At 39.1% G+C, this 6,375-nt stretch carries 7 protein-coding genes; 6 read left to right on the forward strand and 1 reads right to left on the reverse strand.

Features of this window, described 5'->3' with window-relative positions:
* Positions 1 to 123: 123 nt before the first annotated feature.
* The 4 genes from LJC66_RS07465 (at position 124) to LJC66_RS07480 (ending at position 4,210) form a co-directional block, all read left to right on the forward strand.
* Positions 124 to 789 (forward strand): type 1 glutamine amidotransferase domain-containing protein, encoded by a 666-nt coding sequence (locus LJC66_RS07465; protein WP_230932152.1) that lies wholly within the window; start codon positions 124 to 126, stop codon positions 787 to 789.
* Positions 790 to 994: 205 nt separating this feature from the next.
* A complete protein-coding gene (locus tag LJC66_RS07470) occupies positions 995 to 1,285 on the forward strand; it encodes a putative quinol monooxygenase (RefSeq protein WP_230932153.1) in 291 nt (96 codons plus the stop codon).
* Between the two features lie 485 nt (positions 1,286 to 1,770).
* Entirely contained in the window at positions 1,771 to 3,210 is a 1,440-nt protein-coding gene (locus tag LJC66_RS07475; protein WP_230932154.1) for an aldehyde dehydrogenase family protein, read from the forward strand.
* A gap of 151 nt (positions 3,211 to 3,361) precedes the next feature.
* The gene (locus tag LJC66_RS07480) at positions 3,362 to 4,210 is read left to right on the forward strand and encodes an MBL fold metallo-hydrolase (RefSeq protein ID WP_230932155.1); all 849 of its coding nucleotides are present in this window, start codon (positions 3,362 to 3,364) and stop codon (positions 4,208 to 4,210) included.
* A 134-nt stretch (positions 4,211 to 4,344) separates the two neighbouring features.
* On the opposite strand, the gene LJC66_RS07485 is transcribed toward LJC66_RS07480, so the two are convergent.
* Complete coding sequence (locus LJC66_RS07485) at positions 4,345 to 4,581, reverse strand: hypothetical protein (RefSeq protein ID WP_230932156.1); 237 nt, start codon at positions 4,579 to 4,581, stop codon at positions 4,345 to 4,347.
* A gap of 168 nt (positions 4,582 to 4,749) precedes the next feature.
* On the opposite strand from LJC66_RS07485, the gene LJC66_RS07490 reads away from it, so the two are divergent.
* A complete protein-coding gene (locus tag LJC66_RS07490) occupies positions 4,750 to 5,376 on the forward strand; it encodes a LysE family transporter (RefSeq protein WP_116737140.1) in 627 nt (208 codons plus the stop codon).
* A 127-nt stretch (positions 5,377 to 5,503) separates the two neighbouring features.
* A partial coding sequence (locus LJC66_RS07495; RefSeq protein ID WP_230932157.1) for an amino acid permease occupies positions 5,504 to 6,375 on the forward strand: 872 nt, incomplete at its 3' end.

Genomic DNA, 6,375 nt, shown 5'->3' on the forward strand with positions numbered 1-6,375 from the left:
CTATAAAAATATTTATGGATAGGCAGATATTTTCTAATTTGTATTATAGTAATTCCTCTCTTACAATATGGTGTGTAAGGCGGAAACAGAAAATACTATCTTTATTTACAGGAGGACGTTACTATGTCTAAACATATATTAATGGTCGTAACAACGGCTGACAAAATGAAAGAAAATCATCCAACAGGCCTTTGGCTTTCAGAATTTGGTGAAGCGTATGTAGAGTTCAAAAATGCTGGATTTACGATTACTGTGGCAAGTCCTCTAGGAGGAAAAGCGCCGGTGGATGCTCGTAGCCTTGAAGGAGAGACTTCTCAAGAAATCTTAAATACAGCTAAGCATCTAGAGAATACCCTAAAACTTGATACAATTACAGACAGTGCTAAATTCGATGCTGTTTTCTTACCAGGCGGTCACGGCACGATGTTTGATCTGCCAGATAATCAAACGCTCCACGCTTTAATTCGTGAACTATACGAAGGAGACAAAGTAGTAGCCGCTGTATGCCATGGACCGGCAGGCTTAGTAGGTGTTACATTATCAGATGAAAAGCCGTTGGTCGAAGGAAAAGATGTCGCTGCGTTTACAGATAATGAAGAACGTGAAACAACATTGGACCGCTTCATGCCGTTTCTTTTGGAAACGCGTCTGCGTGAACTGGGTGCAAATGTAGTAACTGCTCCAAACTGGACAGATAATGTACAAGCAGACGGAAACTTGATAACAGGTCAAAATCCTCAGTCAACAATCAGTGTAGCAAAAGCAGTTGTGAAACAATTATTGAAATAAGATGTAAAGAAGCCTGTAGGCTTATAGCCTACAGGCTTCTTTTATCAACAGCATGAAGAAAGAGCGCTGTTGATAACATGGATGTTTTGCTGTCTTGGACTAGAGAAATCAATCATCATACAAAAAATATGATGGTCAGTGTAATAAATACAAAAAGAGGGAAGCTTTTTATGGGAAATATTTTTTAAAGAAATGAGGAAAAACGATGTCAGAAATTATTATTAACGCCATTTTGAAAGCCAAGCCAGGAAAAGAAGAAGAGCTTCGATCAGAGTTAGTAAAAGTTATTGAACCATCAAGAGGAGAAAAAGGATGTATTCAATACACTCTCTACCAGGATACAGACAAAGCAGGTACATTTGTTTTTTATGAGAAATGGAAAAGCAAAGAAGATATTGAAGCTCACATTGAAACACCTCACTATCAACAATACAGACAGCAAACAGAACCGTTAATTGAAAGCAGAGTGGTACATCGTTTGCAAGAAGTACGTTAATACAAAAGAGGTTGGGCCTAAAGTATTTTAGTGGAAAGAAGATCCGAATGAGGAATCGAGATTCTTGATAGAGAATCAAACTCGTTCGGATTTTTTTTGGTTACGTTGTATGTAGGTTTCATTTAATGAGACCATGCAGGAGCGTAAGCGATGAGGGGGCTCATCGACAACCTTGGAAAGCGAAGGCTTGCACGAAAATCAACAGCGGTATAACAAATAATCCACTACTTTATCCCATTTGTTCATCTTTAAATTGGCTTGATTTCGTTAGGACTCAATCTCTGTTGGTTATAAAAAACTAAAAAGCTGCAGAGGAAAAAAATTCACCTGCGAAAAGCCGATTGGAAAAGGGATAAGGCAGTGAAAGAAACAAAAATAATAGAAGCGGTGTTTGAGAAGCAGACAGGCGGGTAGATAAAAACTAGATGACATAGTTCAACAATTAACAAAATAAAAGTAACAAACTAAAAGGAGAGATCAAATCAATGCGTACAAACTTAAAACACTTTATTAACGGAGAATGGGTTGAATCAACAGGAAACGAAACGTCAGATGTGATCAATCCTGCTACTGAAAAATCAATTGGTAAAATTAGCTTAGGTACAAAAGAAGATCTAGATAAAGCCGTGGCAGCAGCTAAAGCAGCTCTTCCCACATTTTCAAAAACAACAAAAGAAGAGCGAATCAAAATGCTTCGCAATATTGCAAAAGGATATGAAAAGCGTAAACAGGAACTTATCGAAGTTATGACTGAAGAGCTTGGCGCTCCTTTAAAGATTTCAGAAGAAGTTCACTATGAAATGGGACTTAGCCACTTTAAAGAAGCAGCTAATGCACTTGAAGATTACACATTTGAAAAAGATCATGGAAGCTACAAGGTCGTGAAAGAGTCTATTGGAGTAAGCGGACTTATTACACCATGGAACTTCCCAACAAATCAGACGTCTACTAAAATTGCAGGAGCTATCGCAGCAGGAAGCCCAATGGTATTAAAACCATCTGAACTTACACCGTATGCAGCGATGATATTAGCAGAAATCATTGATGAAGCTGGCGTACCAAAAGGTGCCTTTAACCTTGTAAACGGAACGGGAAGCACAATCGGTGACGGTATTAGTTCTCACCCGGACATTGATTTTGTATCATTCACAGGATCAGGTGCTGTAGGTGAGAAAATTATGCAAAACGCGGCTAAAACAATCAAAAAAGTAGCGCTTGAGCTAGGCGGGAAATCACCGCTAGTTGTATTAGAGGATGCGGATGTAGAAGAAGCGGCTAAAATAGCAGTTTCACACATTGCAATGAATACAGGGCAAGTATGTACGGCAGCAACACGTATTATCATTCCTGCCTCCATGAAGGAAAAATTTGAAGAAGCAGTGAAGAAGGTTCTGCCATCATTCCCAGTTGGTAATCCGTTAGACAAAGACAACGTAACTGGACCGCTCGTAGCGGAAAAACAGTGGGATCGCGTACAGGATTATATTAAAAAAGGAATGGACGAAGGTGCAACACTTCTTACTGGCGGAACGGGCAAACCAGACGGCTTAGAGACAGGATACTTTGTTAAACCGACAGTCTTTACTGATGTTTCGAATGATATGGTTATTGCACAAGAAGAAATCTTTGGACCTGTAACAACTATTATTACGTATGATGATCTAGAGCAAGCTCTTGAAATTGCAAATGATACAATTTATGGACTTGCAGGCTATGCGGTCGGAAAAGACCAAGAAACACTTGACTATGTTGCTAAAAATATTAGAGCTGGTCAAATCATTGTTAACGATGCCGAGCAAGACAGAGCTGCACCATTCGGTGGATTTAAGCAATCTGGTATTGGACGCGAATGGGGAGCATTTGGTATCGAAGAATATCTAGAGCCAAAAGCGATCATGGGCGTTAAAGTTCCAGCAAAAGTATAATTGGTGTAAAAAAAGAAAGGAGTTTTTCTCCTTTCTTTTTTTATGGATACATAAAAGAGAGCTAGTTAAAAAAAGAATAACGAAAGCAAAGGTGGATAGCATAAACGTGTATGGCGCATATGAAGTGACACGTTAAAGGAGGGAATTATAATTGGATAGAGAGATGCACGGAAGTTCATCAACGGAAAGCTTTATTCCCATGAGCTCTATAGCCAGTGGAAAAGGAGTCGAAGTGACGCGGGATATCTACAGCTACACTACACAGATTGTTAACATATGTTTTATAGGAAATCCAGATAAAGACAATAGTTTTGTACTTGTGGATGCGGGAATGCCTAATTCGGCTTCTATGATTATCGAAGAGGCAGAGGAAAGGTTTGGAAAAGGAAAAAAACCAAAAGCAATTATTCTTACACATGCACATTTTGATCATATTGGATCTATTATTGAACTAGTGGAGAAGTGGAACATACCGGTATATGCACATCCACTTGAACTTCCATATGTGACGGGTGAAAAAAATTATCCTGCACCGGATGGTACAGTGGAAGGCGGGCTCGTGGCAAAGCTTTCTCCACTATTTCCAACGGAAGCCATTGATTTAGGCTCTCATGTGCAAGCTTTACCAGTCGACGGCTCTGTACCTCATATGCCGGAATGGGAATGGATTCACACCCCTGGTCATTCTCCAGGACATATTTCTCTTTTTAGAAAGCAGGATCTTGCACTTATCGCTGGAGATGCTTTTGTTACCACTAAGCAAGAATATTTACTGGATGTACTAGAGCAAGAATTGGAGATTAGCGGTCCTCCTCGTTATTTAACTACGGACTGGGCATCTGCCCAAAAATCAGTTGAAGTGCTTCAGTCACTTCATCCGTCTGTGGCGGTGACAGGACATGGAAAACCCGTTTCCGGCGAATGGCTTTCAACTAATTTATTGAAGCTTACGAAGAATTTTGATGAAATTGCTCGTCCTGATTACGGAAAGTATGTATAAGAATAAAAAAATTGTAATCTTTACGCAGCTCTTAAAAGCTGCAGGTGAAGATCAAAAGCTCTACGAACTCACTGAGTTCGTAGAGCTTTTTCAGTTTTTCGTATAAAAGTGAAAAAAGGTTGTTATTATCCTTATTAAAAATTTTGCTGAATAGCCTGCTGGGTTTCGCGTAAGTGTCTTAAGTGTTCTTCCATTCGTCTTAATTCTTTATCACCAGACGTCGCTTCTTTTTGTTCATCAATTTGCTGCTGAACGATATTCAAATGCATTTGAGCATTTTGAAAATTAGCTCCATTCAAATTCATCTGTCCTTGATAAACAGCCTGCTCAGCTAATTGTAGTGCTTCTTTAATATGAGTGTATGAATTCATGCCTCTCTCATCCTTCTGTATAGTATTTACAGTTAACATGCGCTGCTTTTTCGTCGCTATACAAAAGGATTTAGAAAAAAAATAAAAATTACGTAGTACAAGCTAAGCAGGCTGCATACATTTATCATAGTTCAATTTATAAAACCTCAGAAGCAGGGAGGGATACATGTGGGAGCTTTTTTCAGCTATATGTTATTAGGGCTATCGTTAGCCGCACCAATCGGTCCCATCAACGCCGCTCAGCTTGATAAAGGAATCAAAAATGGTTTTCTACATGCTTGGTTCTTAGGGATAGGAGCAACATCGGTTGACGCTCTTTATATGCTTGTAGTTTATTTTGGGTCCGTTCATTTTTTAAGCAGCGATTTTATGAAAACGTTTCTTTTTTCGTTTGGATGCTTCGTATTAATTTATACCGGTATTGAAGGGTTAATGAGCGCAGGGAAAATTACACAGCATAGAAACGCAAAAGGAGATTCGGTCGTAAAGTGTTTTTTTTCAGGTTTTTTACTTTCATTAACAAACCCGCTTACTATTCTGTTTTGGCTCGGTATTTATGGCTCTGTTTTAGCCAAAACAGCTAATACATACGAAACAGAACAGCTTATTTTATACAGCTGTGCTATTTTTACAGGGATTTTATGCTGGGATATTGCTATGGCAGCTTTAGCAAGCACTTTTCGAAGGTATTTAGCAGCGACGTTTTTGACCGCAGTTTCCGTTATATCCGGTCTTTCTCTAATAGGATTTGGTATATATTTCGGCTGGCAAGCTGTACAGCAATTCATTATTTAAAAGGGGAGAAAGGAGAACTGAATTTAAAGCGTTTTCTATCTGCTGAAAAATAGTAGAAAGCCGCCTCTTTTTACGCATAAATTTTTCAAACTATCACACACTACATCGAGGTGTAAGGAGTGATAGTATGAAAAAGAAAATAGGCTGCGGAAGTCAGGTTGAAGGGAAATTAAAATGGTGGCAGCTATCTTTAATCGGAGTAGGGTGCATCATCGGTACAGGCTATTTTTTAGGGTCAAGTATTGCAATAAAAGCAGCCGGCCCCGCTGTATTAATCGCCTTTTTATTAGCAGCAGTATGTACGTTTATTGTATTTGACGCTCTTGCTAAAATGAGTGCTCAAGATCCTCAAAAAGGCTCTTTTCGTTCCTATGCAAAGAAAGCTTATGGAAGATGGGCCGGATTTAGCAGCGGATGGGTATACTGGAGTTCAGAGATGCTGATCATGGGGAGTCAGCTCACGGCTTTATCTCTTTTTACGCGTTTTTGGTTTGACGGTATTCCACTGTGGGTCTTTGCCTCTATTTATGCTGTTTTAGGCATTGCTGTTGTATTAATTGGGACAAAAGGTTTTGAACGAATGGAAAATGTATTTGCTGTCACAAAAGTGGCTGCTATTTTAATGTTTATTATATTAGCTAGTCTCGCTTTATTTGGATTTCTTGACGAAGGTGCCAAACAAGGAGTGCCGCGAACGATAAGTGAAGTATTTCCCCACGGGTTTTTAGGTTTATGGGGCGCTTTGCTTTATGCCTTTTATGCTTTCGGCGGCATCGAAGTCATGGGAATCATGACGGTTCGTTTAGAAAAACAAGAAGACGCACCGAAAGCGGGAAGAAGTATGCTTATTCTCCTCGGAATTATTTATATTGTTTCACTGAGTTTAGCTATTTTAATTGTGCCATTTCATGATTTTTATGGAAATCAAAGTCCATTCATAACGGCTTTAGAAACATATCACCTTCCATTTTTCCCTCATGTTTTTAATGGAGCAATGAT

The sequence above is a fragment of the Priestia sp. TSO9 genome (assembly GCF_021029645.1).
Classification (GTDB): domain Bacteria; phylum Bacillota; class Bacilli; order Bacillales; family Bacillaceae_H; genus Priestia; species Priestia megaterium_E.

What these genes read in the sequence shown, in the direction of transcription:
- LJC66_RS07465 (WP_230932152.1), top strand. Translation starts at nt 124, where the DNA reads ATGTCTAAACATATATTAATGGTCGTAACAACGGCTGACAAAATGAAA.
- LJC66_RS07470 (WP_230932153.1), top strand. Translation starts at nt 995, where the DNA reads ATGTCAGAAATTATTATTAACGCCATTTTGAAAGCCAAGCCAGGAAAA.
- LJC66_RS07475 (WP_230932154.1), top strand. Translation starts at nt 1,771, where the DNA reads ATGCGTACAAACTTAAAACACTTTATTAACGGAGAATGGGTTGAATCA.
- LJC66_RS07485 (WP_230932156.1), bottom strand. Translation starts at nt 4,581, where the DNA reads ATGAATTCATACACTCATATTAAAGAAGCACTACAATTAGCTGAGCAG.